Annotated in this window: 24 protein-coding genes; 16 read left to right on the top strand and 8 right to left on the bottom strand. The window is 75.5% G+C overall.

Translation table 11 applies throughout. The features are described from left to right. The first annotated feature begins 249 nt into the window (after positions 1 to 249). The gene (locus AB0N04_RS16015) at positions 250 to 1,383 is read left to right on the top strand and encodes a protein kinase (protein WP_360206317.1); all 1,134 of its coding nucleotides are present in this window, start codon (positions 250 to 252) and stop codon (positions 1,381 to 1,383) included. 90 nt (positions 1,384 to 1,473) lie between these two features. Here the strand turns inward: AB0N04_RS16015 and AB0N04_RS16010 are convergent, their stop codons facing one another. After that, on the bottom strand, positions 1,474 to 1,872 hold the full coding sequence (locus tag AB0N04_RS16010) for a VOC family protein (RefSeq protein ID WP_360206314.1): 399 nt from the start codon (positions 1,870 to 1,872) through the stop codon (positions 1,474 to 1,476). Between the two features lie 93 nt (positions 1,873 to 1,965). On the opposite strand from AB0N04_RS16010, the gene AB0N04_RS16005 reads away from it, so the two are divergent. The 6 genes from AB0N04_RS16005 (at position 1,966) to AB0N04_RS15980 (ending at position 7,382) form a co-directional block, all read left to right on the top strand. Then, positions 1,966 to 3,033, top strand: coding sequence for a YafY family protein (locus AB0N04_RS16005; RefSeq protein ID WP_360206311.1), 1,068 nt, complete (start codon positions 1,966 to 1,968; stop codon positions 3,031 to 3,033). A 138-nt stretch (positions 3,034 to 3,171) separates the two neighbouring features. After that, positions 3,172 to 3,732, top strand: coding sequence for an RNA polymerase sigma factor (locus AB0N04_RS16000; RefSeq protein ID WP_360206308.1), 561 nt, complete (start codon positions 3,172 to 3,174; stop codon positions 3,730 to 3,732). Then, a complete protein-coding gene (locus AB0N04_RS15995; RefSeq protein ID WP_360206305.1) occupies positions 3,729 to 4,580 on the top strand; it encodes a zf-HC2 domain-containing protein in 852 nt (283 codons plus the stop codon). Before AB0N04_RS16000 ends, AB0N04_RS15995 begins: the two co-directional genes overlap by 4 nt. 32 nt (positions 4,581 to 4,612) lie before the next feature. Beyond that, a complete protein-coding gene (locus tag AB0N04_RS15990; protein ID WP_360206303.1) occupies positions 4,613 to 5,422 on the top strand; it encodes an ABC transporter ATP-binding protein in 810 nt (269 codons plus the stop codon). Next, positions 5,419 to 6,810 carry a hypothetical protein gene (locus AB0N04_RS15985; protein WP_360206301.1) on the top strand — a complete coding sequence of 464 codons (1,392 nt, stop codon included), beginning with the start codon at positions 5,419 to 5,421 and terminating at the stop codon, positions 6,808 to 6,810. The genes AB0N04_RS15990 and AB0N04_RS15985 overlap by 4 nt, the downstream gene beginning before the upstream one ends. Continuing rightward, positions 6,807 to 7,382 carry a hypothetical protein gene (locus AB0N04_RS15980; protein WP_360206298.1) on the top strand — a complete coding sequence of 192 codons (576 nt, stop codon included), beginning with the start codon at positions 6,807 to 6,809 and terminating at the stop codon, positions 7,380 to 7,382. Before AB0N04_RS15985 ends, AB0N04_RS15980 begins: the two co-directional genes overlap by 4 nt. A gap of 37 nt (positions 7,383 to 7,419) precedes the next feature. Here AB0N04_RS15980 and AB0N04_RS15975 read toward each other — a convergent pair whose 3' ends face one another. Both AB0N04_RS15975 and AB0N04_RS15970 read right to left on the bottom strand, forming a co-directional pair. Then, complete coding sequence (locus tag AB0N04_RS15975; RefSeq protein WP_360206295.1) at positions 7,420 to 8,265, bottom strand: hypothetical protein; 846 nt, start codon at positions 8,263 to 8,265, stop codon at positions 7,420 to 7,422. A gap of 70 nt (positions 8,266 to 8,335) precedes the next feature. After that, entirely contained in the window at positions 8,336 to 8,548 is a 213-nt protein-coding gene (locus tag AB0N04_RS15970; protein WP_360206292.1) for a hypothetical protein, read from the bottom strand. 263 nt (positions 8,549 to 8,811) lie between these two features. Here AB0N04_RS15970 and AB0N04_RS15965 point away from each other — a divergent pair, with 263 nt between their 5' ends. Next, complete coding sequence (locus tag AB0N04_RS15965; protein ID WP_360206290.1) at positions 8,812 to 10,545, top strand: hypothetical protein; 1,734 nt, start codon at positions 8,812 to 8,814, stop codon at positions 10,543 to 10,545. Between the two features lie 313 nt (positions 10,546 to 10,858). On the opposite strand, the gene AB0N04_RS15960 is transcribed toward AB0N04_RS15965, so the two are convergent. Together AB0N04_RS15960 and AB0N04_RS15955 are read right to left on the bottom strand one after the other, a co-directional pair. Then, the gene (locus tag AB0N04_RS15960; RefSeq protein ID WP_360206287.1) at positions 10,859 to 12,175 is read right to left on the bottom strand and encodes a tetratricopeptide repeat protein; all 1,317 of its coding nucleotides are present in this window, start codon (positions 12,173 to 12,175) and stop codon (positions 10,859 to 10,861) included. Between the two features lie 83 nt (positions 12,176 to 12,258). Then, positions 12,259 to 13,707 (bottom strand): DUF4331 domain-containing protein, encoded by a 1,449-nt coding sequence (locus tag AB0N04_RS15955; protein WP_360206284.1) that lies wholly within the window; start codon positions 13,705 to 13,707, stop codon positions 12,259 to 12,261. A 551-nt stretch (positions 13,708 to 14,258) separates the two neighbouring features. Between AB0N04_RS15955 and AB0N04_RS15950 the strand changes: the two genes are divergently transcribed. Further along, positions 14,259 to 15,932 (top strand): high frequency lysogenization protein HflD, encoded by a 1,674-nt coding sequence (locus AB0N04_RS15950; protein ID WP_360206281.1) that lies wholly within the window; start codon positions 14,259 to 14,261, stop codon positions 15,930 to 15,932. A 26-nt stretch (positions 15,933 to 15,958) separates the two neighbouring features. Then, on the top strand, positions 15,959 to 16,306 hold the full coding sequence (locus AB0N04_RS15945) for a hypothetical protein (RefSeq protein WP_360206278.1): 348 nt from the start codon (positions 15,959 to 15,961) through the stop codon (positions 16,304 to 16,306). Between the two features lie 526 nt (positions 16,307 to 16,832). On the opposite strand, the gene AB0N04_RS15940 is transcribed toward AB0N04_RS15945, so the two are convergent. Together AB0N04_RS15940 and AB0N04_RS15935 are read right to left on the bottom strand one after the other, a co-directional pair. Next, a complete protein-coding gene (locus tag AB0N04_RS15940) occupies positions 16,833 to 17,096 on the bottom strand; it encodes a hypothetical protein (RefSeq protein ID WP_360206276.1) in 264 nt (87 codons plus the stop codon). 258 nt (positions 17,097 to 17,354) lie between these two features. Further along, positions 17,355 to 18,893: a PTS transporter subunit EIIC gene (locus AB0N04_RS15935; RefSeq protein ID WP_360206273.1), complete on the bottom strand. Its 1,539-nt coding sequence runs from the start codon at positions 18,891 to 18,893 to the stop codon at positions 17,355 to 17,357. Between the two features lie 552 nt (positions 18,894 to 19,445). Between AB0N04_RS15935 and AB0N04_RS15930 the strand changes: the two genes are divergently transcribed. The 4 genes from AB0N04_RS15930 to AB0N04_RS15915 all read left to right on the top strand — a co-directional run bounded on the left by AB0N04_RS15930 (position 19,446) and on the right by AB0N04_RS15915 (position 21,635). Further along, the gene (locus AB0N04_RS15930) at positions 19,446 to 19,619 is read left to right on the top strand and encodes a hypothetical protein (protein WP_360206270.1); all 174 of its coding nucleotides are present in this window, start codon (positions 19,446 to 19,448) and stop codon (positions 19,617 to 19,619) included. 674 nt (positions 19,620 to 20,293) lie between these two features. Beyond that, entirely contained in the window at positions 20,294 to 20,689 is a 396-nt protein-coding gene (locus AB0N04_RS15925; RefSeq protein WP_363364498.1) for a hypothetical protein, read from the top strand. A gap of 197 nt (positions 20,690 to 20,886) precedes the next feature. Continuing rightward, positions 20,887 to 21,138, top strand: coding sequence for a UBP-type zinc finger domain-containing protein (locus AB0N04_RS15920; RefSeq protein WP_360206576.1), 252 nt, complete (start codon positions 20,887 to 20,889; stop codon positions 21,136 to 21,138). A 149-nt stretch (positions 21,139 to 21,287) separates the two neighbouring features. Then, positions 21,288 to 21,635 (top strand): DoxX family protein, encoded by a 348-nt coding sequence (locus AB0N04_RS15915; protein WP_360206262.1) that lies wholly within the window; start codon positions 21,288 to 21,290, stop codon positions 21,633 to 21,635. Between the two features lie 68 nt (positions 21,636 to 21,703). On the opposite strand, the gene AB0N04_RS15910 is transcribed toward AB0N04_RS15915, so the two are convergent. Beyond that, complete coding sequence (locus tag AB0N04_RS15910) at positions 21,704 to 21,997, bottom strand: hypothetical protein (protein ID WP_360206259.1); 294 nt, start codon at positions 21,995 to 21,997, stop codon at positions 21,704 to 21,706. Positions 21,998 to 22,159: 162 nt separating this feature from the next. Between AB0N04_RS15910 and AB0N04_RS15905 the strand changes: the two genes are divergently transcribed. Then, complete coding sequence (locus AB0N04_RS15905) at positions 22,160 to 25,621, top strand: hypothetical protein (protein ID WP_360206256.1); 3,462 nt, start codon at positions 22,160 to 22,162, stop codon at positions 25,619 to 25,621. A gap of 170 nt (positions 25,622 to 25,791) precedes the next feature. Then, positions 25,792 to 26,502, top strand: a complete 711-nt coding sequence (locus tag AB0N04_RS15900; protein ID WP_360206253.1) for a hypothetical protein — start codon at positions 25,792 to 25,794, stop codon at positions 26,500 to 26,502. The last annotated feature ends 129 nt before the right edge of the window (positions 26,503 to 26,631 follow it).

The following is a 26,631-nucleotide window of genomic DNA, read 5'->3' as shown; positions in this document are numbered from 1 at the left end:
GGAGAGTCCGTGCAACCCGGGCCTGGCGCTCCATAGTCGGACGAGGTCCGGCACCCACCAGGGTGCCGGACCTCGTCCGCGTTCGCGGACGCTGCGCGGTCGGGGCCGCGCCGGAGCCCCCCACGGCGGCGGCGTGGCGGGCCGCGGCGGGCCGGCGGGGCTGACCGCGATCCCGCCGGGCCGGGGCCGTCAGTCCGCCTTCGCCCGTAGGGTGTTCCGGCACGGGGATGTCGGACGACGGGGTGGGCGATGCGACCTGGTGACGTGATCGCGGGCCGCTACGAGCTGGTCAGCCGGCTCGGGCGGGGAGGCATGGGGGAGGTGTGGGCCGCCCACGACCGGGACCTCCGCCGCGCGGTGGCCCTCAAGCTGCTCCACACCGGGGAGGAGGGGGTGGGCGAGCTGCCGGCCCGCTTCGCGCGGGAAGCGGTGGCCTCGGCCCGGATCAACCATCCGAACGTCATCACGCTCCACGAACGCGGTGTGCACGAGGACCTGCTCTTCCTCGTCATGGAGAAGGTCGAGGGCGTCACCCTGGCCGAGGTCATCGACCGGGAGGGCCCGCTGCCGCTCCCCCGGGCGCTGTCGGTCGCCGGTGAGATCGCCGCGGCGCTGGCCGCCGCCCACCGGGCGGGCGTCATCCACTACGACATCACGCCGCGCAACGTCATGATCACCACGGACGGGCGGGTGAAGGTCCTCGACTTCGGGATCGCGGGGTTCCTCCGGACGACCCTCTCCCTGGTCCGCTCCTCGCTGCTGGCTCCGGCGGGGACCGTGGCGTACGGCGCCCCGGAGCAGTTCCGCACCGAGCGGGGCGACGAGCGGTCCGACCTGTACGGGCTCGGCGGCGTCCTGTTCGCGATGCTCACCGGGCGGCCCCCCTTCACCGGGCCCAACGCCTGGGCCGTCATGGCGCGCAAACAGGACGAGGACGCCCCCGGACTGGCGACCCTGCGGCCGGACGCTCCCGCGGACCTGGCCGCGCTGGTCGCGCGACTGCTGGCCCGCGACCCCGCGCGGCGCCCCGCCTCCGCGCAGGAGGTGTACGAGCGGCTCCGGCAACCGCCGGCCGGGGCCGATCCCGTGGCCGGGGTCCGGTTGGCCCACACCGCCCGGCCCGACCGGGTGCCGACGGGCGGCGACGGTCCGTTCCACCGGGTCCGGGTCTTCCTCGACGGGGCGGCCGAGGCCCTCGACCGGGTCGTCAGGGTGGTCTACCACCTCCATCCGACGTTCCCCGAACCGGATCGCGTGAGCACCGACCGGTCGACGGGCTTCGCCCTGGAGCTGTCGGCCTGGGGCCGGTTCACCGTCACGGCCGACGTCTTCGCGGCAGGCTGCCGGGAGCCCGTCCGGCTCGAGCGGTACCTCGACTTCTGACCCGCGCCCGACGCCCACCCCGCGGTTCCGCGGTCCCGCGGAGTGGGCGGCCGGTGACGTGCGTCGTCCGCCGGTCGGCCGTGCGCGTCGTCAGCGGGCGAACCTCGCGACGGCCGCAGGGGTGACGGGCGTGAAGAAGTTGACGAGGTTGCCGTCGGGGTCGCGCAGCAGCAGGGACCGGTTGCCCCAGGGCATCGTGGTGGGCCCGGCGACGAAGTCGGTGACGACACCGGTCAGGTCCCGGTGGACGCGGTCCACGTCGTCGACGAGGAACTCGGTGATCACACTGTGGTTGTCCGCCGGGCGGGCGGAACCCGGCGCGAACAGCGGGACGGTGCGGGTACCGGCGATCGCGAGGGTGGCACCCGCGGTGCTGAGCTCGGCGAAGTCCTCGGTGGCCCACGTCGTCCGGGCCCCCGTGGCCCGCTCGTAGAACGCGACGAGGCGCGCCACGTCGCCGGTGATGATGCGGATCGAGACGAACTCCACGGGAATCTCCTTGGTCGTGCGGAAGGCGTGCACGTCGCAGGCTAGGAGGAATACCGGACAGAACCGGTCCGGTATTCGTACTAGTCTGCGAACATGTCCCGACCGACCGTCCGCGTCCTGACGCTCCTGGAACTGCTGCAGTCGGGCGGCACCCGGACGGTGGCCGAACTCGCCGACCGGCTCGGCGTCGACGGGCGCACCGTGCGGCGGTACGTCGATCAGCTGATCGACCTGGACGTGCCCGTGGAATCGGTGCGCGGCCGCTACGGCGGGTACCGGCTCGCCCCCGGGTACCGCCTGCCCCCGCTCATGCTCGGCGACGACGAGGCGCTCGCCGTCCTGCTCGGCCTGGTCGCCGGCCGGCGGGCGGGGCTGACGCCGGCGCAGCGCACCGCGAGCGAGACGGCGTCGGCGAAGATCCGGCGCGTCCTGCCCGGGCACCTCGCCCACCGCCTCGACACCCTCCTGGAGGCCCTCGCCTTCACGGACCGGCCCGCGGATCGGGACGCCCCGGGCCCCGGGGCCCCCGATACCGCCGCCCCGGACACCGGGGTCCTGCTCACCGTCGCCGACGCGGTGCGCCACCGCCGGCCGGTCTCCATCCGCTACACCGCCCGCGACGGACGCACCGGCGAACGCACCCTGCACGCCACCGGCCTCGTCGCCCACGGCGGCCGCTGGTACGTCACCGGCCAGGACGCCGGCCTCGGCGAGGACCGGACCTTCCGCCTCGACCGCATCGCCGACGCGCGGACCCTGCCCGGCACGTTCGAAGCACCCGAGGACGCCGACCCGGCGGAGCGCCTGCTGACGGGATTCGCCACGGCCGCCTACCGGCACGAGGTCACCCTGCGGATCCACGCGACGGTCGACCACCTCCGCGCGCACCTCCCCGCGGGCATCGCCCGCCTGGAGGAGTGCGCACCCGTGACGGAGGAGGGCCGGGCGGCCGAACGCTGGCTGCGCGTCGAGCTGCGGGCGGAGCGCCTCGACTGGCTGCCGCCGCTGCTCGCCGCACTCGACCGTCCGTTCGTCATCGAACGCCCCGACGAACTGCGCACCCTCGTCACCGCCCTCGCCGACCGCCTGGCCTCCTCCGCCCGCGTCGCGGCCGACGAGGAGCACCCGGACGCGCCGGGGCGGCGCCGCGACCACGGGTGACGGGCCGGCACCTCGGGACACCGGGAGGCCGGATGCCGGGGCGCCGGGTGTCGGGGGACCACCGGTCCCGCGCCCGGAGCCGTGACGCAGGTCACAGCCGGTGCAGAACCTGAGCCCGGTCGCGGGCGTCTGGCTGGTGTGAGATCACGCAGGAGAGCACTGGACGAGCTGGACGAGGAACGCCTCCTCCGGCTGGTCGCCCGGGGTGACCGCGGGGCGTTCGAGGAGTTGTACCGGCGCACGTCGCCGTGGCTGGCGGTGCGGCTGCGCCGTCGCTGCGCGGACGAGCAGATCGTCGCCGAGGTCATGCAGGAGACCTTCCTGGCGGTGTGGCGCGCGGCCGGGGCGTTCGCCGGGAGCGCCGTCGGCGGCACCGCCGTCGGATGGCTGTGGACCATCGCGGCGCGCCGCCTGGTCGACGCGTTCCGCAGACGGGCCCACCACGCCGAGCCGCCGCTCGCCGCCGCCGAGCGGGTGGTGGTGCCCGCGGCGGAGGAGGAGGCGCTGGCCGCGACCGTCGGCGGCGACGTGGGCGACGCCCTGCTGCGGCTGGCACCGGAACTGCGCCAGGTCCTGCAGGCGATGGTGCTCGACGGCCTGTCCGTGCGGGAGACCGCCGTCCTGCTGCGACTGCCCGAAGGAACCGTCAAGACCCGCGCCCGGCGGGCCCGGATCGCGATGCGGGAGGCACTGGCATGACCGCCGAACACCCGTCACACCCGTCATACCCGACACACTCGTCACACGCGTCGATACGGCTGATCGACGACTACGCCCGCGGTGACACCGGCATCCCCGCGGACACGCTGTGGGCGCTGGAATCCCACCTGGAGACGTGCGCGCCGTGCCGCGGCTGCCTGGCGGCCTCCGTCACCACCGAGGCACCCGCCGTCGCCGCGCTCGTCGAGACCGTCCGCGCCGGACTGCAACCGCACCTGGACGCGGCCGTCCGGGCGCCCTCCCGGCGGTACCGCCCGAGGTGGCTGCCCGCCTGGACGACCCCGGTCGTCGCGCCGTGGCTGGCCATGACCGTCACCGTGACCCTGCTGGCGCTGCTGCTGGCCGCGGTCGGGGCGCCGGCGGTCCTGGGGACCACCTCGCCCGCGCTGCTCCTCGCGCCCGTGCTGCCGCTGTGCGCCGTCGCCGCCGCCTGGTCGCGCACCCTGGACCCGGCGCACGAACTGACCGCCTCCACCCCCCGCGCCGGTCTGCCCCTGATGCTCCGACGCACCATCGCGGTGCTCGCCGTGGTCCTGCCCGCGCTCCTGGTGGAGGGCCGGCTGACCGGAACCACGACGGCCGCCCAGTGGCTGCTGCCCTCGCTCGCCTTCACCTCCACGGCCCTGGCGCTGGGCAGCGTGATCGGCGTGACCCGCGCCGCCACCGGGCTGGTGGCCGCCTGGGCCGTCGTCGTCGCGGCACCCGCCTGGGGCACCGACGAGATCCCCGTCGTCCTGGCAGCGGACCGACTGCCCCTGTGGGGGACGCTCCTCGTCCTCGGCACCGGCACCGTGATCGCCCGCAGACACGCCTACTCGGCGCTGTGACTCCACGCTCGACCCTCGAAAGGGACCACCGCATGACACCCATCGCGAGTGCGGCCGACACCGCGCCGAAGACCTACGCCTGGGAGATCCGGGCCACCGGCCTGAAAGTCCGGGCCGGACGCCGGAAGATGGCCGTCGACGGTCTCGACCTCGCCCTCGGCACCGGCGCCCACGGCCTGCTGGGGCCCAACGGCGCGGGAAAGACCACCCTGATCCGGGCCCTGGCCACCGTGCTGCGCCCCGCCGAGGGCGAGCTGGAGCTGCTCGGCGAATCCGTGAACGGGAGGGGCGACCACCGGGCGCTGCGCCGCCGCATCGGCTACCTGCCGCAGGAGTTCGGCTACTACAAGCGCTTCACCGTCCGGGAGTTCGTCGAGTACATGGCCTGGCTGAAGGAGGTGCCCAAGGCGGACGTCCCCGGGGCCGTCCAGCGGGCCGTCGAACGGGTGGGCCTGGCGGACCGCGCCGACCACCGGATGAAGACCCTGTCCGGGGGCATGGTGCGGCGCGCCGGCATCGCCCAGGCCATCGTCAACGACCCCGCGGTGCTGCTGCTGGACGAGCCGACCGCGGGCCTGGACCCGGCGCAGCGGCTGCGCTTCCGCGAGCTGCTGCAGGAACTCGGTCGGGACACCTGCGTGATCGTCTCCACCCACCTGGTCGAGGACGTCGCGGCCGCCTGCTCCGACGTGGTGCTCTTCGCCGACGGCCGCCTCGTCTTCCAGGGCACGCCGGCGGACCTCGCCGCGGCGGGCGGCGACGAGTACCCGGGCGACAGCCCCCTGGAGCGCGGCTACTCGGCGCTGCTGCACACCTCCGAGGCGCGGGTGGGTGCCTGGTGAGCGGGCGTGTGCTGGGGATCGAACTGAAGCGCTCCGCCGCCCCGTGGGCCGGCCTCCTGATCCTGGGCGGCAGCCTGGCGTTCATCCACCTGATCAACGGTCTCTGGTGGTACGGCGCCGCGGCCTGGACGGCCCAGTGGACGACGATGGCGCTGACCACCCGGGTCATGCTGGCCTTCGGATGGCCGATCGCCGTGGGCCTCGGGGCGTTGCACGGGCTGCGCGACTCCCGCTCGCGGATGACCGAACTGCTGGCGACCACACCACGGCCGGCCTGGCGGCGGGCGGCGGTGCCGGCCGGCGTGACGGCGGTCTCGCTGGCGGCGGCCTTCGGCCTGCTCGTGCTCTGGGGCGCGGTCCAGGTGGCGCGCGGCGGCACCGCCTACCAGACCCTCGGCTGGCTGCCGATCTCCCTGGTGGCGGTGCTGGCCCTGGTCGCCGGAGCCGTGTTCGGCATGGGCGTCGCCCGGGCGCTGCCCTCCGTGCTCACCCCGCCGTTCCTGGTGCTGGTCTTCCTCATGGCGAACGTCCTGCTGCGGCAGTTCACGGACGGCGAGCTGCCCTCGGGCACGGTGTCGAACCGGTTCGCCCTGCTGTCCCCCGCGACCGACATGCCGCGGGAGATGCTGCTGACCCTGTCCGGTGCCGTCCACCTCGGCCAGACACTCTGGCTGCTCGGACTGCTCGGCACCGGCTTCGCCCTGCTGTGCGCCGCGACCCGCCGGGCCCGGCTGATCGCGCTGGCCCCCGTGCTGGTCGGTGCGGCGCTGGCGCTGCTGGTCCTCCCGGCCTCCGAGCGCGACTCGTACGTCGTCGACCGGGCGGCCGCCGCCCTGTTCTGCGACGGGCCGGTGTGCGTGACGCGGGCGCACGGCGCACAGCTGCCCGATGTCGCGCGGCACGGCAAGGAGGCCTTGCGCGTGCTGCACGACGCCCTGGGGGACCAGGCACCGACCGCGGTGCGCGAGGAGACCGGGCTGCGCGCGGTCGGCGACGACCGCACGCTCTCCGGAGACACGGTGCTGATCGACTTCGACGACCCGCTGCTCGCCCCCTCGGCGCGGATCGACCTGACCCGCCTCCTGGTCGGCCAGGGCCTGGCACCGAACTGCCGTCCGCGCACCACCCGGGAGGGCGGCGGGCTGATCGACCTGCCCGCGCAGAGCATCGCCACGAGCCTGGCCCTCGGTGACCGCCGGCTCGAACCGCTGCGGCTGCCCGACCCCGACGGCTACGCGCAGGCCACCTGGGAGAAGGCCGAGGCCGCCTGGGCGAAGGTGTCCGCCCTGCCGCCGGCCGAGCAGCGCGCCCGGATCGCCCGGGCGCACACCGCCGCGCTCTCCTGCGAGGACGGGCTCGTGGCGCTGACGGGGGAGGCGACCCGATGAGGTGGCTGGTGCTGTACGCGCGTTCCCGACGGATGCCCGTCTCGGCCGCTGCGGTCGTGCTCGCCGCGCTGGCGGTGTGGGCCTTGGAACAGGGCGGTGTGAAGGGCGGGGAGCCGGCCATCGCGGTCATGCTGCTGACCGCGAGCGTGGCGGCCGCTTCCGCCGGGCTCGGCGGGCAGGACACCGCGCTCGACCGGACGGCCGCGATCCGGTGGCTGCCCCGCCGTTTGGTGCACGTGCTGCTGATCGGTGCGGTCGCCGGGGCGGCGGCGCTGGCGGCGGTTCAGGTGGCGGGGCACGGGACCGTCCCGACCGCGCTCGTCGTCCGGAACGGCGCGGGCCTGGCCGGCCTGGCCGCGCTCGGGGCGGTGCTCTGCGGGGCCCCGTTCGCATGGATCCTGCCGACCGGCTGGCTCACGTTCACCCTCCTCGTCCCGCCGCCGGGCGGCACCGTGGGGGAGGTGGCCGCCTGGATGGTCCTGCAGCCCGAAACGGCGCTGTCCACCGGGACGCCGTGGCTTCTGTTGGGGGTTGGCACGCTGCTGTACGCGGTGGCGGGCCCGCGCCGCTAGCGGTCCGGGGCCGACCAGGGGTCGGCCAGGGGTCGGTTCAGGGGCGTTCGAGGTGCTGGAGGACGCCGCCGATCGAGAAGCAGAGCGCGCCGGTGAGGGTGCCCCAGTTGGCGACGTCGGCGCTGATCAGGGCGTCGGTGGCCGGGCGGGTGAAGGCGGCGAGCGCCGACACCATGAACAGGACGGAGCCGAGCTGGTTGACGGCGACGATCCACCAGCCCAGGTCGCGCCGTCGGACGCACGGCCGGTGCACGTGGCAGATCTCGACGAAGGCGAGGTGGCCGGAGACGAGGAAGAGCACGCAGCCGATGACGTCGGGGGTCCAGATCAGTCGGTTGACCTGCTGGACGCTCAGCCCCTGCAGGAAGGAGTCGAGCAGGTTGACGGCGAACACCAGGGTGCCGGCGAACAGCACGAAGGCGCTCAGCCAGTCCACCCGCATCGGCTCGTAGCTCCACCACCGCCAGCGCCGGGTCACCAGGGCGCCCGCGCCCCCGGGCACGTGGCGCGGGGCGTTGACGACCTGGAGCAGCGACACGTAGCCGCCGGTGTTGAAGAACAGCCCGCCGAGGAAGTAGATCCAGGCGCAGGTGGTGGCGTCGCCGGAGCCGAACTGGGCGACGGCGGCGCCGGCCGCGAACAGCGCCCCGCCGATGACGAAGGCGGTGGCGGCGATCGCGTTGAGCCGGCGCAGGCGCGCGACGGAGGTGCCGTCGGCCCTGGCGTGCCGGGCGGTGGCCGCCCCGGCGGGGTGCACGGCGATGAGCCCCCGGCGCCGGGCGAGCCGTGATTCCCAGACGGCGGTGCCGCCGCCGGGCGGGTGCCAGGTGAGCCGGGTGGTGAACGGTCCCGCGCCCTCGGCGCGCTGGTCGGGCTGTCCCACGGGCCGAGCCTAGACCGCCCGCCGGTCCGTCCGGCGGGCGCAACGCCGCCCGCCTGGACGCGGCGCCGGGCTACTTCCCGGGCGCCTGCGGTGACGGATCGTCGGACGAGCCCCGGGGCCGCCGGTCCCCGAGGAGCAGTTCCCACACCCGGCGCCGGTCACCCGAGTCCTGCGGGGCGATGCTCTGCACGATCCCCAGCGCGACGGCGGCGAGGACCTGGCCGGACGAGGCGATCACCCCGAGCGTCACCGCCCACCACGGGGCACCGCTCAACGCGGCCACGGCCGAGCCGCCCCCGGTCACGCCCACCCCGGCGAACAGGCGGGCCGCGGAGACGGCTCCTCCTGCCCGATCGCTGAAACCCGTACCTGCCGACCGTCGGCGCATCGTCGACCCTTCCCGCTGACCGTGACTCCGTGTACCGCTTACTGCTGCGCCGCTCACTGTGGCCGCGCCCGAGCCGCTGCGGTAAGGGCGAACACGTTGCGGTACGCGCGAACACGTTGCGAGGAAGGCGCAACAATGAGCACGGGAGGGAAAGCGCAATGAGCGACGAGCAACAGGACCGGGGGACGGACGAGTCGGCCGGGCGGAGCCTGCCCGGTGTGGAGGGCCGACCGCGCGCCCCGCAGGCCGGCCCTCCGGAGCGGCGCCGGCGCCGGCGGATCGTCTTCACCAGCGAACTCTCCGACGACCTCGCACCGGCCGTACGGGAACTGGCCGTCGCCCTGCGGCTGCTCGCCGGGCAGCTGGAGACGTCGATGACCGCCTACGCGGCGAGCCTGAACCGCAGCACCTCGACGCTCTCGCGCTACTTCAGCGGGATCGAACTACCGGGCGCGGACTTCGTCGAGCGTCTGATGGACGACGCGGAACGGCAGTCGGGCACGCCGATGGCCCGGGGCGGTCGGGAGGCCGTCCGCGCTTCCCACCGTGCGGCGCAGCGCCACCTGGCACCCAGGACCGCCGAACTGCAGGGGCTCCGGGACGAGGTCACCACGGCCCACCAGAGGGCGGAGGCGGCGGCGCGCACCGTCCGCATGCTGGAGGCCGCACTCGAGGAGGCCCACGAGCAGGCCCGACGCTGGTCCCTGGAGACCCGCCGCGCCATCGCGGACCTGAACGCCCGGACGGCCCGTCACAGCGTCGAACTCGACCTGGCCCGCAAGGACAACGAGCACCTGAGGGCCGAGCACGACCGGCTGCGCGGCTACGTCGACCAGCTCGAGCACGCCCTGGCCGCGGCCCGGACCCGGGCCGCCGAGGCCGAACACCGCCAGACGGACGCCGAACGACGCCTGGACGAGGCGGAGGCCGGGGCCGACGCACGCCGTCAGGAGGACGCCCGCCGCCAGGCCGAAGCCGACGAGCTCCGACGGGCCCTCGACCGGGCACGACAGGACCGGACCGCCGCCGAACAGCGGGCGCGGCGCAGCGCGGCCGAGCTCGCACGCATCCGGGCCCAGGGCGGGGGCGGCGCCGAGGCGTCCCCGCCCCGAGGCGCCGGGCAGGACCCGGAACCCGCCGCCGCGAGCGGTGCCGCGTCCGGTGCCGTCGGCACGGGAGGGCCGGGGACTGCCGACGGCACGTCGGAGGGCCGGAACGCAGCAGGCGGCAGCGGCGCCTTCCGGGGGTGGCTCGACCGCGTCCTGGTCGGCGACAAGGCCCGGACGCCCGCCACCCCTCGGCCACAGCAGGGGCAGCCGGGGCCGTCGGAGCAGGCGGGGCCTGCAGCGCGGAGGTCGCGGCGCAAGGAGCGCCAGGAGGCGGAACGCGCCGCCGCCGTCCGGCAGACCGCGGCGCGGCTCGCGCTCCACCAGGGGTACCGGACGGCCGAGCCGGTGGGGCGGGCCGGCGGGCTCGGCGGCTCCGCGGACCAGGCCTCGGACCGTCAGCGCCGCATCGGGGACTGGCAGGGGAGCACGATGGTGTTCGCCGACTCCGTCGAAGAGGCCGTGACGCGTCGCCAGGCCGCCGGAGACTGGGCAGGGGGCGCCGTGGTGTTCGCCGAGCTCGGCCGGGGCCTGGCGGCCGAAGGGCGCTGGGAGGAGGCCGCGGAAGCCGTCGACCGGGCGGTGGCCCTGCACGAGGGGGCCGGCGCCGCGGCCGCCGCGGCAGACCTGCTGACCGCCTTCGCCCAGGACCTCGCCGCAGCCGGACTCCGCCAGCACGCCGAGGTCGTCGCCGCCCGATCGGCGGTCCACCGGCGGGCCGGCAGCCGGACGGCCGGCGACCCGCCGGACGACGAGCCCCCCTACCGCCCCTACATGGGCCCTTAGGCGTGTCCGGGGGCCGGGTCCGCTCCGCTGCGGCACCGGCCTCCACGACGGCGCGCTGCTGGTCCGCCCCGACCACGTGATCGCCTGCGCACCGCCCTCGCCGCCCCGGACCCCCTCGCCGCCCTCGCCGCCGCCGCCCGCCGGGCGTTGGGAGCCGACCGCCCCCCGATCCGCCGACGCAGCGCGGCCCTGGCCGGCCCGCCCGCTCGCAGGCCCCACCCGTTCGTTCCCGCCGCCGGCGCGACCGCGTGCGCCGCCGCGACGACCGGCGCCGCTTCGGCCGTTGCTCCCGCCGCTGCCCCGGGGGCGGGCTTCAGCCGCCGACGGTGGTGAGGGCCGCGCGGGCCGCCGGTGCCTGCAGGGGGTTGAACGAGGGGTCGGTGGCGAGCGCCTTCGCCAGGTGGGTGCGGGCCTCACCGGTGCGGCCGAGGGCGCGTTCGATCTCGCCGCGGTGGTAGAGGAACAGGGCGTTGTCGTCCCAGCCGTGGGCGGCCGCCTGCTCGGCGAGGCCGATCGCCTCGGTGTCCGCGCCGGTGCGGTGCAGGGCCCAGGCCAGCGCGTCGGCGACGAGGACGCTGTGCCGGCGGTCCCATTCGGCGCGCAGCAGGCGGACGGCCTCGGTGGCGTCTCCGTGGTCGGCCTGGAACTGGCCGAGCGTGAGGTCGTCGACGACGCCGTTGGCGGCGGCGAGTCGCTGCTCGGCGGTGAGCAGCCGGTACTGCTCCCGGGCCTGGTCGTCGTGGCCGAGGGACTCGTGGAGTTCGCCGAGTTCGAGCAGGTACTGGGGGAGGGGGACGGCGGCGATGGCGGTGGTGTAGTCGCGGACGGCGTCATCGGTGCGGCCGAGGGCGGCTTCGGTGCGGGCCCGGCCGGCGAGGGCGGGGGTGTGGGCGGGGTCGGTGCCCAGGGCCTGCTGGTAGCCCGTGAGGGCCTCGGCGAAGTGGCCCGAGTTCCGGTCGAGTTCGGCGAGCTGGTACTGGCAGTAGGCCTTGTCGGCGGGGTCGTAGGCGCCGCCGAGGGCCTGTCGGAGGGCGGCACGGGCGTCTTCGCCGCGGCCGTGCTGTTCGAGGTCGTACGCGGCGCGGGTGAGGGAGGCGGTGCCGGGTCGGCGGTCGAGGAGTTGCTGGACGGCCTCGGTGGCGCCGGCGTCGTCGCCGAGCTGGGTGCGGGCGTCGGCGAGGACGGCGTAGGCGGGCCAGTGCGCGGGCGAGGCGGCGATGGCCCGGTCGGCGAAGTCGCGTGCCCGGCCGAACAGATGACGGGCGTTGGCGAGGGCGCCGAGTCCGGTGAGGGCGTCGGCGTTGCCCTCGGGGGACAGCGTGAGCGAGCGCTGCAGCGCCTCGTCGGCCTTGGGGTAGTACGAGGGGTCCGCGGTCAGCCGGGCCTGTTCGACGTACTCGGCGCCCAGCCGGGCCCAGCCGGCCGCGTCGCCGGGCAGCTGCCGCAGCCGCTGCTGGTCCGCGGCGATCGCCCCGGCCAGCGAACCGCCGGCGACCGGCGCGCTGCCCGGCCGGCGTCCGGCCCCGGGCGAGGGCCGGGCGTCGCCGGCGTGGCCGCGGTCCAGCGCCCCGAACGCGGCCAGGCCGCCGCACAGCGCGATGGTGGTGAGCAGCAGCGGCAGGCGGCGCATGGGTGTCCTCGGTGGTGTGCTGGGAAGGGGGGCCGTGCGGGTGGCCGGCGGCAGTGCGCGGGCCACCCGCAGGGCGGGAAGGGTCAGTTGGGCTGGTTGACGGCCTTGTCGTAGGGCAGCGCGACGTAGGGGAACGCGGGGCCGAACGGCTTGTCGGCGGTGTTGACCTTGTCGCCGGCGGCGAGGGCGCCGATCAGGTGGCCCGGGGTGGCGCCCTCCATCACCTGCAGGGCGATGTCGACGACGTCGTCGGTCAGGCGGCGGCCGTTGGGGAAGCCCTGGAAGTCCCCGTTCAGCACTCCGAGGCGGTCCGGGTGCGCGGTGACCGGGGTGGACATGTTGAGGCGGAGTTCCTCGGCGGGGACGAACTTCTTCGGGTTGACGTCCTGGTTCATCAGCTGCGAGTTCAGGTCGACCTGGAAGGGGCCGCCGGTGGCCTTGGCGATGCCGGTGAGGAAGATCTCCTGGAGGTCGGTGCGCGGGGTGGCCGGCGCCGGGAGGCCGTAGATCGACTGGATCAGCTGCGGCACCTCAGGGTTGAGGACCTTGGCGACCACGGCGGGCTGGTTGTGGTCCTCCGACGGCGGAAGGGAGTTGAAGGCGTCCTTCAGTCCGGCGGGCAGGACGACCTCGTTGACCAGCGGGTTGCCCAGTCGCGAGACCTGGACGAACTTGCCGGCCGGCTCGGCCTTGCCGGGGCTGAGCTTGAGGGTCTGCTTCTCGGTGCTGGACCAGACCCCGATGACGGGGTTGCGGGTCGGGTCGCCCTTGTACGCGAGGCGGCTCTTGGGCACCTGGATGGAGAGGGAGTTGACGTTGTACCCGGCGAGGGTGTTCTGGCCGACCTCGGAGAGGTTGCCGCCGTAGAGCAGGTCGAAGACCCGCAGGTCGAGGAAGAACGGGTCGGCGGCCTGGGTCGCCACGGTCTGTCCGCCGCCCGGGAGTTGGACGGTGGCCTGGTTGCGCAGCCGGCCGTAGTCGGGCATCGACGCGCGGCCGGTGTCGGACGGCGCGGCCGTGCCGTGCTCGACCAGGGTGACCGGCTCGCAGCCCGGGCGCAGCTCCTGGAGCGTGTAGTACTGGCGGAACAGCAGGGTGGGGTCGGTGAGGTTGTTCACGACGCCGTTGTCGTACAGGAACGTGTTGGTGCCGCGCTGGTCCTCGGTGTGGAAGGTCCAGCGGTAGGTGAGGTCGGGCTTGCCGGTGCCCTGGGAGTCGATGTTGATGTCGTAGTGCGCGCCGTCGGCCCAGGGGTAGAAGTTGGGGCCGCCGTTGGGTTCCTGGAACGGGAGCCAGTTGGCGACCAGGGTGACGGTGTCCTGGTCGTCGGGGCTGGTGAAGGCGTAGACGTCGGTGTTGTCGACCTGGGGGTCGGCGGCGATCAGCGGGGCCTCGCGGTGGCTGGAGGCGGAGCTGACGCCCGCCCCGGAGCCGAGCAGCGCGCTGCTGGCCAGCGCCAGGCTCATGGTGGTGAGGAGCGCCGCGGCGCGGGCGGTGGACCTTCTGCGGGCAGGGCGGCGGGTGACGTTCATGTAGGTGCTGTGCTCGCTTCCATGACGGGCGTCGACCGCACCGGGCCCGGGTCGGGCCGGAGCGGGGGATCGGCCGGAGGGGCCGCATGGGGCACTGTGGACCGGATCCCGTCACCCCTTCGCGAGCGGGGCGCGTGCGGCCTGGTCGTCTCACCCGCACGGACCAGCGATGTCACCCGGCCGGTCGCGGCACAACCGGGCGCGCTGCCTTCGCAGTTGCAGTAGTACTGCAACTGGGGGCCGGTCGCCGGTCGAGGCGCCGGGGCTCTCGGAGAGGTCGCCGGTGCTTGCCGGTCCGAGCGGTCGATCATCCGTCAGGTGTTCGGGGGGCGGGAACGGGCGTCCGAAGGTGTTGCCCCAGCCGGGTGGTGCCGTCGGCCGCGACGGAGTGGTGCCAATCCGGAGTCGCCCCCGGAACCGGATGGTGTGCGTCGGGCCGACCGGCCCGCATCCCACTTCCGCCGGTCCGGGCGTCGCCGCCGTGGCGGCGGCCCCGTCCCCGGAGGCCCAGCGTGGCGGTCCCACGATCCCTCGTCCGGACAGGCACGGCGGTGGCAGGCGCCCTGCTCCTGCTCGGTCTCGCCGCACCCCTCGCCGGCGCCCATCCCCTGGGGAACTTCTCCCTGAACCACTACTACGGCTTCACCGTCCACCCGGACGCCCTCGAGGTCCTCGCCGTCACCGACGTCGCAGAGATCCCCACCCTCCAGGAGCAGCCGAAGCTGGACCGCGACGGTGACGGCACCGTCGACGAGGCCGAACGCGCCGCCTGGGCCCGGGAACAGTGCGCGCAGACCGCGCAGCGCCTCCGGGTGACGACCGACCGGGCGCCCGCCGCGCCCCTGCCCTGGAGCACCGAATCGGCGCAGTTCCGCTACGAGGACGGCGCGGCCGGACTGCGCACCAGCCGCCTCGAATGCGTCCTGCGAACCGGGCTGCACGTTCCCGCCGCCGGCACCACCCTCACCGTCGCCAGCGGCATCGACCCCGGCCGGGTCGGGTGGAACGAGATCACCGCCCGCGGCGACGGCACCACCCTCGACCACTCCGACGTCCCGGCCCGGTCGGTCTCCGCAGAACTGCGCGACTACCCCCGCGACCTCCTCGACAGCCCCAGCGGCGCCACCCACGCGCAGTTCCGCGCGCGGCCCGGCGACGGCGCGGGCGCGGCACCGGGAACGGCCGCCAGGGCCGACCGCTCCGGGCCCACGGCCTGGCTCGCCGGACTGGACGCCCGCCTCGCCGAACTCGGCGCCGCTCGGCGGCTCACCGTCCCGCTCGGCCTGCTCGCCGTCCTGCTCTCGGTCGTGCTGGGTGCCGGGCACGCGCTGCTGCCCGGCCACGGCAAGACCGTGATGGCGGCCTACCTCGCGGGCCGCCGCGGCAGCATCCGCGACGCGGTCACCGTCGGAGCCACCGTCACGGTGACCCACACCGCCGGCGTCCTGATCATCGGCCTGGGCCTGACGGTGTTCTCCTCACTGGCCGGCGACGCGGTGCTCGGCTGGCTGGGCGTCGTCAGCGGTGCCCTGGTCGCCGCCGTCGGCGCCGGCCTGCTGCGCGACGCCCTCCGGCGCCACGACCTCCGACCCCACGGACACGTCCCGCGACCCACGTCGGGCACCGACGGCGAACCGGCCAGGGAACTGGCGCACGCCTCGGCGGCAGCCACCGGCCACCACGACCACCAGCACCCGCATTCGCACCCGCACCCCGTGGCCCATCACCAGCACGTGCACAGCGACCACGGGCATGGGCACGGGCACGGGCACGGGCACGACCACGGGCACGATCACACGCACGATCACACGCACCACAAGTCCGGCCGCTCGCGCGGTCCTGGGCACGGCCTGTTCGGACACGGCCTCCATCACCACCACCATGACCACACCGCACCCGGCCGCCGCAGCCTGATCGGCCTCGGCATCGCCGGCGGCCTCGTCCCCAGCCCGTCCGCCCTGGTGGTCCTGCTGGGCGCCGTCGCCCTCGGCCGCACACTCTTCGGCGCGGCCCTCGTGGTCGCCTACGGCCTCGGCATGGCCGCCACCCTGACCGCCGTCGGCCTGCTCCTGGTCCGCCTCGGCGACCGCCTGACCGTCGCGGCCGACGGCCCCGTCGTCGGCCGGCTGCGGCGCATCGCCCCGTACAGCGCCCTGCTGACGGCGCTACTCGTCCTGGCCGTGGGGCTGGGACTGGTCCTGCGCGGCCTGCCCGCCACCCTGTGAACCGCATTCCCCCGGAGAGCGCCCCCATGACAGCACGTCCGGTACGCCGATCGCCCCTCCTGGTCTGCCTCGCCCTCGCCGCGGCCCCGCTGCTCACGGGCTGCGGGAGCGAACCCGACGGGAGCTTCGACGCCCAGCCCGGCACACCGTCCCCGACCTGCGTCCAGCACCAGAGCCGGACGCCGGGCACCCGCTACACCGGCGGCCAGGCGTCCGATCCGCGGGCGGTCCTGGAGATGATGCGCTTCTACACGGCCAACGGGACGAAGGCCTTCTGCGACGGCAAGCCGCCGACGGACACCGACCGCCGCTGGACCGACCTGTACACCGCGCTCGGCGGTGACCCGGTCCACGTACCGCAGCCCCGGCCGTAGCCGTAGGTGCCGTCACCGGACTCGGCGAGGCGGCGTCGCGAACGTCGTGAGAGGCATCGGGCAGGGGAGTCGACCAGGAGGAGCAGGCCACCGGCCCCGGTCTCGACGGTGTCCGGGCGCGCCGGGGGCGGGGCACGGACGTTCGTGCGTGGCGTCGGCGCCGTGAGGCAGATCGTGGTGGGCACTGAACCTGATCGCCGGGCCGGACGTCTGACTGAGGGAAGATCACGCAGGACCGCACTGGCCGCGCCGGACGAGGAGCACCTCCGTCGCCGGGCGGCCGGAGGTGGCGGCGTGGACCGGTGCGCACCGCCGAGAACGGCGGTGCGGCCGCATTCCCCGGGCCCAGGCCCACCCGTCCCATGGCCCAACAGCCCATCCCCGGAAAGGGAATGATGAAAGCAGGAATCGCCATAGCAGCGGCAGCCGGAATCCTGGCCACCGGATGCGTGGCCGTCAGCGTCGCCAGCGCCTCCTCACCGCAGGACGCGCGCGGCAACGCCGTTGCCGCACCGGCCTCCCTGGATCAGGCGGACCCGGACAGCTCCGAGGACGACTCCTCGGAGCTGTCGGCCGTGAGGCCGACGCCCACCTCGACCCGGGGACCGTCGAAGCCGAAGCCCACCTCGACGGGGAAGCCCCCGAAGCCGCCCAAGCCCACCGCGACACCGGAACCCTCGAAGCCGCCGAAGCCCCCGAAGCCCCCGAAGCCGACGCCCACCTCGGCCCCGGTGCCCTCGAAGCCGCCGAAGCCTCCCAAGCCGCCGAGGCCGACGCGCGGATCGACCACCGAGGATCCGCTGTCGCTCCCGGGCGACGCCGACCTGGACTGACAGGCGCCACCGCCACCGTGCCCCGGAGACCCGCCCCCCGCCTGGTCGACGCGCCGGCCGGTCCCGGGCATCCGTCCCGCCCGCACGGGTTCGCGCCGCACCCGCGCCGTCGTTTCGGCCCCGGCCCTCCCGCGCCGCTCCCGCGCAGGAGGGCCGGGGCCCCGGGTGCCACAGGACGGCGTCCCGGTCGAGGCCCTGGAGTTCGAGACCGTCGGTCAGCCCGTCGGCGGGGCGGTCGCGGGAGTGGTGGCGGGCTCGGCCGGGGCGGTGGCGGTGGGCGTGGCGGTGGGGGGTGTTGCCGGGTCGGTGTCGAGCCCGGTGAGCATCTCCCGGGTGAAGCCGAAGAAGTACGTGGCCAGGAAGCCCGCGGCGTAGCCGACCGCCAGGCCGCCCGCGTAGATCAGGACGGTGGTGCCCGGGTTCTCGTTGCCCTTGAGCAGGGGGAACAGGGCCCAGCCGGAGGGGCCGATCGCGGTGGCGCCGACCGTGGCGCCGAGCATGTTGAAGAAGCCGACGAACGAGCCGCCGGCGGCGCCGCCGACGCAGGCGGTCACGAACGGGCGTCCCAGTGGCAGCGAGACGCCGTAGATCAGCGGTTCGCCCACGCCCAGGAGCCCGGCGGGCAGCGCGGACCTGATGGTGGCGCGGATCGAGGAGTTCCTCCTGAGCCGGAGGAGGACCGCGATCGCGCAGCCGACCTGGCCGGCCCCGGCCATGGCCAGGATGGGCAGCAGCACGGTGTAGCCCTGCTGCTCGATCAGCGTGGTGTGGATCGGGATCAGCGCCTGGTGCAGCCCCAGCATGACCAGCGGCAGGAACAGCCCGCCCAGGAGCAGCCCGGCGAAGGCGCCGCCGTGGGCCAGCAGCCAGGTCGCGCCGGTACCGATGCCGGTGGAGACCTCGCCGGCCACGAACATCAGCCCGAACAGCGTGACCAGACCGGTGACCAGCAGCGTCAGGGTCGGCGTGAGCAGGACGTCCAGGGACTCGGGTACGAACCTGCGGCACTGCTTCTCGACCCGGACGGCGAGGGCGGCCGCCGCCAGGGCGCCCAGCACCCCGCCCTGTCCGGGGGAGAGCGTCTGGCCGAGGACGGAGACGTGGGCGACGCCCGCGTAGACGATCACGGCGGCGGCCGCACCGCCGAGGACCGGCGTGCCGCCGAACTCCTTGGCGGTGTTGTAGCCGACGAAGACCGCGATCAGCGACATGAAGCCGGAGGCGATCGCCGTCAGCGCCGGGCTGATCCCGGGCAGCCAGCCCAGGTTGACCAGCAGTCCGTTGACGCCGGCGATGATGCCCGCCCCGATCAGGGCCGGGATCAGGGGGACGAAGACATCGGCGATCCGGCGCAGCAGCAGCTTCACCGGGGTGGCGTTCTTCCGCTTCCGTGCCGCCCGCAGTGCCGCGCCCTGCACGGCCAGCTCCTCGGCGGTCGTGGCGGCGGTCATAGCGGTCGTGTCGGTCGTGGCGGCGCCTGCCGGGGTGGCGCTGCGCTGCTCGGCGACGAGTCGCTCGAAGGCCTGGGTGATCCGGGCGACCGCCCCGGGGCCGAGCACGATCTGGTAGGTGTCGTCCTCGACCACGCCCAGCACCGCCGGCACGGCCTGCAGGGCCGTGCGGTCGACGAGGGACCGGTCGCGCAGACCGAGCCGCAGCCGGGTCATGCAGTGGGCGATGGAGGTGATGTTGTCCGCGCCTCCGACGAGAGGGAGTACCGCGGCGGCGGTGACGTGGTTCTTGTCGTCAGACATGGTCCTGGCCTTGCATCGCAGGGGTGTGTCGGAACGCTTCCCGGGGGACGGGCGCGTTACGCGGCGGCGGGCGGCGCGTCCCCGGGACGGCCTCCGACGTCGACGACGAACCTCGTTTCGATGACGGCGCCGTGACGGTGCGTCGACGACGGAAGATCGTTCGACTGTTACATGACAGTGACGTTTCGCACACAACCGGTGGCGCCGGGTGAGTCGTCCTCCGAACAGACAGCACCCGAACCGCACCGACCGTGCCATCGGGTCGAACGACCACCTCCCCTGAAAGGGGTGCACCCGTGATCGTCTCCCAGCGGAACTCCATGCGCCTGGCCGCCGTCGCCACCCTCGGCGCGCTGCTCGTCGGAACGGCGGGCACCGCCATGGCGGCCGCCCCGACCGCCCCCGCCGCCACCCCGACCGCCGCCGCCCACGCCCGCCGCCACCCCGACCGCCGCCGCCACCATCAGCGCCAAGCCGTCGGTCACCACCGTCCAGGCCTGGCAGCTGTTCCGCGTCACCGGCACCACCGCCGGCCTCACGGCCGGCAGCACGGTGACCCTGCAGCAGAAGCAGCACGGCGCGTGGGTCACCCTGCCCGCCTCCGTGCACACCGCCCACAACGGCTCCTACTCCCTCGGCGTCAAGCTCGGCATCAAGGGCCAGAACGAGCTGCGCATCGTCAGCGGGAGCGTCGCCTCGCCCGTCTTCGCCGTCACCGTGCGCTGACCCACGGCCCGGGCCCGCCGTCACGGCGGGCGACCCGGCAGCCCGCCGCCGTCCCGGACGGTGACGGGCTGTCCGTGCGCGGTGCAGCAGTCCGGTCCGCGCCACGGACGGGCAAGGTTCGCGCGGACCGCACGAGGACCGCGACCGCGGCGGAATCGCCCGTTCCGGGTCCCTTCTCCCCGTCGGCTGACGCCCGGGGCGGTGGCCCGGCAGCCGGGGTCAGGGCCGGAGGAGCGTGTCGAAGTGGCCGGGGTCGGACCGGGGGAGGACGTCCAGGGCGCTCTCCGGTAGCGGGCCGTCCGGGTCTGCCAGGCGTGGTAGCCGCCGATCCAGGCGCCCATGACGCGGACGTACGTCTCGACGGCGCCAACTTGCGTCGGGTCGAGACCGAGCCGACGGCACAGGTCCGGCAGCTCGGCCGCCAGTCGCTGGAAGTCGGCGATGCGACGGTCCACTTCGGCGCGGCCCCCGGTGAGTGCACCGCGGCGGCTCAGGCCGCGTTCGTGTTCGAGGACGAGGACGAGGTTGTCCATGTCACCGCGGGCTTGGACCGCTGCCGCCTGCAGGGCCCCTGCCCGACCCCGGTGGGCCGGCCCCGGTTCGTCCCCGGGCCGGCGGGGCGGCCGCCCCGCCCGCTGCGCGGTGTCGGGCAACGCTGCGTGAGGGAAGGGCCGTTGGCGGAGGGCGGGCCTCCGGACGCCTCCGAATACCGGGCCCGCGGAACCGAACGGGCGGGGCGGTCCGGGGAAATCGGCCGCCCCGCCCCGGCCCTCCTACGAGAAGCAGTACCTGATGAGCCACAGGACGGCGCCCGCGACCAGGCCGTTCCCGAGGAGCCGGACCCCGTCGTCCGGGTCGCGGCGCGGCTGCGAGCCCGTGCGACCCTCGCGCTGGCCCCGGCGCAGGCGGACCTCTACTGGTGGATGGACGCGCGCGAGCTGCGACGCGAGAACCTCGTACCGGACTTCGCGGACGCGGTCGGCAGCAACCAGGAACTGCTGAGAAGGGCCCTGAAGACCATCGACGCCGCGCTGCGGGACGACACCGGACGGCGCGACGACGGGCCGTGACCGGGTCGGGCGGCCCGCCGGCGTCACCGGGTCGAACGGCCCGCCGACGCTCCGGGCCGGGGACGTCTGCCGGCGTACCGGCCCTGCCGTCGCCGTGCCGCGCGTGGCCGGCCCGTAAGGTGTCTGCCGTGAACGACCGGCATGAGTGGCGTGTAGCGGTGGACCCGGGCCTCGTCGTCCAGCCGACCTGCGGGCACCTGGACGGGCTCCTGGAGGTCCCCGCGGACACGACGCCCGGCTGCGAGGACTGCCTGCGGGCCGGCACCGCCTGGGTCCACCTGCGAGCCTGCCTGAGCTGCGGGCACGTCGGCTGCTGCGACAGCTCGCCCGGGCAGCACGCCTACCACCACGCCCGGGCCCACCACGGCCACCACATCGCCCGCTCGCTCCAACCGGGCGAGGACTGGGCCTGGTGCTACACCGACGAGCTCTTCCTGCGCCCCGCCTGACCGGCCCCGGGACGTCGGCGAAAAATTCTTCGGCCGGGCTGTCACATCCGGCGGGGGCGGCGGGTCAGTGGAGTGTTCGAGCAAGCGCAACGAAGCGCGGCGGGATCCGTCCGCCGGCTCCTCCTCCGCACGGGACCGAGGTACCAACCATGTCTGTCGCCCATGTCGTCCTTGCCGTCGTCAGCGCCCTCTGGGTCGGGTTCTCCGGTGTCTCGCTGGCGCGGCGCGCGGAGTTCGTGACCCAGCCGCTGGTCGAGTACGGGGTGCCGCGTTCGTGGTGGGCCTGGCTGGCGCTGGCCAAGCTCGCCGGGGCGGCGGGCCTGCTGGTCGGTCTCGCGGTGCCGGCCGTCGGCGTGGCCGCGGCGGTCGCCCTGATCCTCTACTTCCTCGGCGCCGTGCTCACCACCCTGCGGGTCCGCTCCTACAGGACCATGCCCTTCCCGCTCCTCTACCTGGCCCCGGTGGCGGTCACCCTGGGCCTGGGCCTCGCGGCCTGACCGTCCCGGCGCCGGGCGGCGGGGCGACCCGCCGCCCGGCGCGCCCGCGCGTCGTGGCGCGAGCGCCGCTACGCCGACTTGCTGGCCGTGCACCAGACGCAGCGATAGCCGTCGAACCGGTTGTGGGAGTCGACGCTGAGGTACTCGTCGATGAACTCCAAGGGGCCCCAGGTGTGGCGCAGTTCGGTATCGCGGCCCCGGCATTTCCGGCATTGCCTGAACCAGAGGCAGTGCTCCGCCTGAGGGGTGCCCCGGTAGTTCAGGAAGATCCCGTAGAGCGCGAAACTGCCGTCGTACCGCTCCCAGGACTTCCAGTCGTGTCCATTGCAGAGCGCCTTGTTGATCGCATTTCCGAGCGGCATGGAAATCCCTTTCCCCAGAGGGAACCGAGGAGGCGAGGCACCCGCGGTATCCCCACGGGAGGAGATCGACATGCGGCGGGAAAACCGGGGGCGACGGAAAACCGGTGGGACGCACCCGCTGCGCCCCGTCCAGAATGGCCGCTGCCGCACCAAGCCGATCAGTTGCTCGCCGACCTCGACCCGCTCTCCCACCCGGAGCGTCAGCGGCTCGTCGTCCGCACGGCCCGGGAGCGCGCCGCCCTCGGCGACCTCACGGGCCTCCTGTCCGGCCTGGAGCGCCACGGCGTGTACGGCCGTCGGCTGGCCGCGCTCGCCGCCTCGGCCGGCCGCGCCACCGGCTTCCTCGCCGAGCGGCTGACCGACCCCGACCCGGTGGTCCGCGGGTACGCCCTGCGCGCCGCCCGGACCCAGGGGATCACCGACGAGGCGATCGAGGCGGCGTACACCGGCGCCTCCTGCACCCTGCGCCGCCGGCTGGCCCGGGTCGTCCGCCACGGCCGTCGGCACCGGCTCGCCGAGCGGCTGGTGGTCGGCCTGCGCGCCGAGTGGGGCGACGAGGAGGCCGCCCGGCTGCTCTCCGCCTGCAGCCCCGCGTTCGTCGCCCGGACCCTGCCCGACCTCGCGCACGCCGCACCGCTCGCCCCCCTCGCCGCACGCTTCCCGGACGAGCTCCTGGACCACCTGGAGCGGGTCCTCGCCGAGCACCCCGAGACGCTGCGGCTGGGGCACTGGCCCGCCCTGGCCGACGTCCTCGGCGCCACGGTGCGGGCCCGCACCGCCCGGGCCCTCGACCTGCTGGAACGCTTCGGCCCGGACCTCCCGCTGCGCCGTGACCACCTGCCGCCGCTCGCCGCCACGGACGCCGAGCGCACCGCCCGGCTCCTCGCCGACCCGCGGCGCGGCGCGGTCGGGCCGTACACCCTGCCGCCGACCAGTGGCACGCTGCGCCGACTAGTGCGCGCCGACCCGCCCTCGCTCCCCGCCCTGGGCCGGCACTGGCTGTCCGCGCCCCGCTGCCTTGCCGCCCTGCTGCGCGCCCTTCCGCCGGGCCGACGCGACGCGTTCCTCGACCACGTGTACGCCGGGGCCCTCCCGAAGGAGGCCGAACTCCCGCTGCTGCTGCCGCTGTTCCCGCACGCGCGCCGCCATGCCGAAGCGCGGCGGCAGGTCGCCGCCCGCCGTGCGGCCGGCCGCCCCTGGGCGCAGCTCGCCCCCGTCCTGGCGTACCTGCCCACCGATGAGGCCCAGCCGGAGCTGCGGGGCGCCCTCGCCCGCCCCGACGCCGACGACCGGTCCGCCGCCTGGACGGCACTGTTCGCCGGCGCGGCCGTCTCCGGCGACCGGCTCGCCGTCCAGGACGCGCTCGGCCTGCTGCCCCGGCTCCGCAACGAGCAGGACCCGGTGCGCTGCGCGGCGCTGACCGCGCTCGGCCGGGTGCCCGCCCGGCTGCTGACCCCGGCGGCGGTGCCCGTCCTCGACACCGCCGTCCAGGACGCGGTCGACGCCCGCGACTGCTCGTACGCCACCCGTGCCGCCCTGCAGCGGCTGATCGCCGAGGTGCTGCGCGAGCACGCCCTCGCCGGCGGAGCCGAGTTGATCGCGTGGGCACTACGGAGCCTCCAGCGGATCGCCGGGCGGACCGGCACGGTCGAACTCGGCGGGCTGGAGCACCGGTTGCGGCGGGGTCAGGAGCACGCCGTGTTCGCGACCCTGCGGCCGTGGCTGGACACCATGGCCGACACCGCGGACTACTGGCTGCTGTTCACCCTGGCCCGCTCGCTCGGCCGACGGGCCCGCGGCGTCCCGGAGCTGCAGGAACTCCTCCTGCACGCCCTCCGGTTCGGCTCCGACGGCGTGTTCACCACGGCCGCTGCGCTGTGGCTGGACGACCCGCGCACCCGCGGGGCCAGGGTCGCCGGGATCCTCGAACTCGAGCCCTCCGCCGCCGTCCTGCCAACGGTGCGGGACGTGCTGGCCGAGCAGCGCACCGACCTTCTCGACCCGCTGCTCGCCCCCGCGCCGCCGTACGGGCGGTTCCTCGAGCGGCCGCAGCGGGCGCCGCTGCCGCCGACGGCCGCGGCGACCCGCTGGACGCCGCGCCAGTGGCGGGCCGCCGCCCGCCTCGCCGCGGCGGCGGCGAGCGACCGCACCCTTCCGCTGCATGCGCGGGCCGCCGCCCTCCACGCCGCTGCCGGGATCCCGGAGTACGGCGAGGCGGTCGTCCGCGCCCTGCTGGACTCCGCCGAGGTGGTGCTCGCCGAGGCGGCGCTCGCCGCGCTGGCCAGGACGGACCGGCCCGCCGACGCACTGGGGGACCTGCTGGCCCACGCGGGCGGTGACCGCGCCCGGGTCGCCGTGTACGCGGCCACCCGGGCCGCCCGGTCCGCGCGGCCGGAGGAGCTCGCCGAGCGGCTCGGCGAGCTGCTGGCCCGCACGCAGGGCAGCAAGGTGACGAGCCGCAAGGAAGCCGTGCGGCTGGCCGCCGAGCACCTGCCGCGGCGGCCAGCCGCCGAGTTGCTGGTCAGCGCCTACCGCGTCGAGGGCCAGCACCGCGACGTGCGCGCCGCCGCGGTCGCCTTCGCGACCGGGGTGCTGGACGCCGAGCCGGTCTGGAGCCTGCTCGCCGAGGCCGCCGCCGGGCAGTCCCCGCCGCCCGTGCGCCGCGCCGTCCTGCGGGCCGTCCCGGCGCACCTCCCCGAGGCCCACCGGGCCCGCTACGCCCGGCTGGTGGCCTCCGTGGCCGCCGCGCCGGATCCGGAGGTCGCCGCACCCGCCCTCGCCGCGCTGGCGCGGTGGGCCGGCTGGGCCCCGGAGACCGCGGACGTGGCCCGACGGGCCGTCACCGACCTGGCGAACCGCGGCGGCTGGCGGGAGGCCGCGGGCGCCGTCCGCGCGCTCGCCGCCTCCGGGCTGCCGCACCCGCTGGGCGGCGCCGCCCCCGGCAGCCTGCTGCACCGCACGCTCACCGAACTGGCCGCGGCCGCGCGGACCGGCGACGCCGACGCCGACGCCGACGCCGGTGCCGCCGCCGCTGCCGACCTCGACGCCGACACCGCTGCCGACCTCGACGATCCCGATGACCCCGAGGGCCTCGACGACCTCGACGGCGTCGACGCCGCCGGTGACGACCGGGACCTGCCGGCCAGACGGAGGCTGGCCCACCTCACCGAGCTCCCCGCCGACGACCGCCACCGGCCGCTGCTCGCCGCCGCCGCAGACCTGCTTGCGGCCGAACCCGAGCTGGCGGGCATCAGGACGGCCGCACTGCGCCGGCTGGTGGACCCCACGGCCGGGCCGCAGCCGCTGGCGGCCGCCCTTGACGCGCTCGCCGAGGCCCACCAGGGCCGACCGGCGGCGGCCGCGCTCACCGCGCTGGCGCTGACGCAGGACCACGCCTCGGGCCCGCTGCCGCCATCGGGGACGCTCGACGCGCTGACGCGGACCGCCCGCCGGGCCGGGGACGCCGGCGCGGCCGCAGGACTGTTCACCGTCGCGCTGACGGAGTCGTTCGGAGAGCGACTCGGCTGGCCGCGGGAGTGGCGGGCGCTCCTGCGCGAACTGCGCCGCCATCCCTCGGCCGACGTCCGCGAGCGCGCCCTGGCGGTCGTCACGCACCGGGAGTGACGCGCCGCGGGCCGGCACGCCGGCGCAGCCGGCCCGCTCCGGACGGCCCGCAGCCCGTTCCAGTGACGTATCCGTCCGGACCTCGCCCATTCCGTTTGGCGTGTCCACGCTGCCGGAATCCCTGTGCCTCAAGAGGGCCTGGAGGCCCTGCACCGAAGGGAACCGCCAGCGTGCACCACGTCATCCGCAGACTCGCCCTGCTCGCCGCCGCCACCGCCACGACCGCCGCCGTCACCGTTCTCCCGGCATGGCCCGCCCTGCCCGCGCACGCCGCGCACCGGCAGTCGGGCCTCGCGGAGCCCGGCCCTGCCGAGGTCGCTCGCGCCGCGCTCGCTCCCGCCGAGTTCGGCCCCGCCGCGTTCGGCATCCGCTTCGAGCCGGACGGTGACCCCGGCCAGTGCAGTGGACGGCGCGGCGAGCAGTGGCACGTCAACGGTGAGTGGTCCGACGAGATCCTGCTCGACACCGACGACCGCCCGGGCGGCTGCCTGCTCTCCTTCGGCCTCTTCGACCCGCAGAACCAGCTGGGCTCCACCTCCGTCCGGTACGCCTTCCAGTCCGCCCCCGGTACCGCCCCGGGTCAGTGCGCCAACCAGGGCGACTACCGGATGCCGGCCTCGCCGACGGCCCGCACCTTCGGCCCGGCGATCCGCATCGACACGGACAGCCGGCCGGGCGGGTGCACGCTCACCTTCCTCGTGTCGAACACGGCCTCCACCACCCTCGACATCCGGTACGCCGGCAACGGCGACGTCCGCCAGTGCGGGGGAGCGCTCCCCAACGACCTCCTCACCGCCTCCCCGGGCCAACCGGTGGCGCTCGCCGTCGACACCGACAACCGCCCCGGCGGGTGCCGGCTGCAGCTCCGGCTGAACATCTAGCGGAGCCGCCGGACACGCCGGGACCCTGCGGCCCCGGGGCCGAAGTGTTGAACGACGATGTCGTGGCCTGCGAGGTAGCCGTCGCGTCCGTGCGTGACCTCCAGGTGCAGGCCGGCCGGCGGTGTGGCA

This window comes from Kitasatospora sp. NPDC051702 (assembly GCF_040681575.1).
Classification (GTDB): Bacteria; Actinomycetota; Actinomycetes; order Streptomycetales; family Streptomycetaceae; genus Kitasatospora.
The sequence above is the reverse complement of the archived record's forward strand: the minus strand, read 5'-3'. Positions and strand labels throughout refer to the sequence as shown.

Coding starts and splice junctions, on each gene's coding strand:
- AB0N04_RS16015 (WP_360206317.1), top strand. CDS start 250: ATGCGACCTGGTGACGTGATCGCGGGCCGCTACGAGCTGGTCAGCCGG.
- AB0N04_RS16005 (WP_360206311.1), top strand. CDS start 1,966: ATGTCCCGACCGACCGTCCGCGTCCTGACGCTCCTGGAACTGCTGCAG.
- AB0N04_RS15995 (WP_360206305.1), top strand. CDS start 3,729: ATGACCGCCGAACACCCGTCACACCCGTCATACCCGACACACTCGTCA.
- AB0N04_RS15990 (WP_360206303.1), top strand. CDS start 4,613: ATGACACCCATCGCGAGTGCGGCCGACACCGCGCCGAAGACCTACGCC.
- AB0N04_RS15980 (WP_360206298.1), top strand. CDS start 6,807: ATGAGGTGGCTGGTGCTGTACGCGCGTTCCCGACGGATGCCCGTCTCG.
- AB0N04_RS15965 (WP_360206290.1), top strand. CDS start 8,812: ATGAGCGACGAGCAACAGGACCGGGGGACGGACGAGTCGGCCGGGCGG.
- AB0N04_RS15960 (WP_360206287.1), bottom strand. CDS start 12,175: ATGCGCCGCCTGCCGCTGCTGCTCACCACCATCGCGCTGTGCGGCGGC.
- AB0N04_RS15955 (WP_360206284.1), bottom strand. CDS start 13,707: ATGAACGTCACCCGCCGCCCTGCCCGCAGAAGGTCCACCGCCCGCGCC.
- AB0N04_RS15945 (WP_360206278.1), top strand. CDS start 15,959: ATGACAGCACGTCCGGTACGCCGATCGCCCCTCCTGGTCTGCCTCGCC.
- AB0N04_RS15935 (WP_360206273.1), bottom strand. CDS start 18,893: ATGTCTGACGACAAGAACCACGTCACCGCCGCCGCGGTACTCCCTCTC.
- AB0N04_RS15915 (WP_360206262.1), top strand. CDS start 21,288: ATGTCTGTCGCCCATGTCGTCCTTGCCGTCGTCAGCGCCCTCTGGGTC.
- AB0N04_RS15910 (WP_360206259.1), bottom strand. CDS start 21,997: ATGCCGCTCGGAAATGCGATCAACAAGGCGCTCTGCAATGGACACGAC.